This is a genomic window from Nocardia noduli (assembly GCF_019038455.1).
Taxonomy (GTDB): Bacteria; Actinomycetota; Actinomycetes; order Mycobacteriales; family Mycobacteriaceae; genus Nocardia; species Nocardia noduli.
In genome coordinates, this window is sequence record NZ_JAFMPL010000332.1 from 1 (window position 1) to 245 (window position 245).

General features: G+C 65.7%; 1 protein-coding gene. It reads left to right on the forward strand.

The window, feature by feature from the left end:
* Positions 1 to 245: beta-ketoacyl synthase N-terminal-like domain-containing protein (locus JZ792_RS41630; RefSeq protein WP_216918476.1), on the forward strand; the 245-nt coding region annotated here is incomplete at both ends.

Here is a 245-nt window from a genome sequence, read left to right on the forward strand (position 1 = left end):
TGTCCTCACGCGAAGAGTTGTGGCAGCTGCTGGTACAGGGCCGGGATGTGGTGTCGCAGTGGCCTCTGGACCGGGGCTGGGATGTGGGGTTGTTCGATCCCGAGCCGGGGGTGGCGGGTAAGTCCTACACGCGAGACGGCGGGTTCCTGCACGACGCGGGGTTGTTCGATGCCGGGTTCTTCGGGATCAGCCCGCGGGAAGCGACAGCGATGGATCCGCAGCAGAGGTTGCTGCTGGAAACGGTG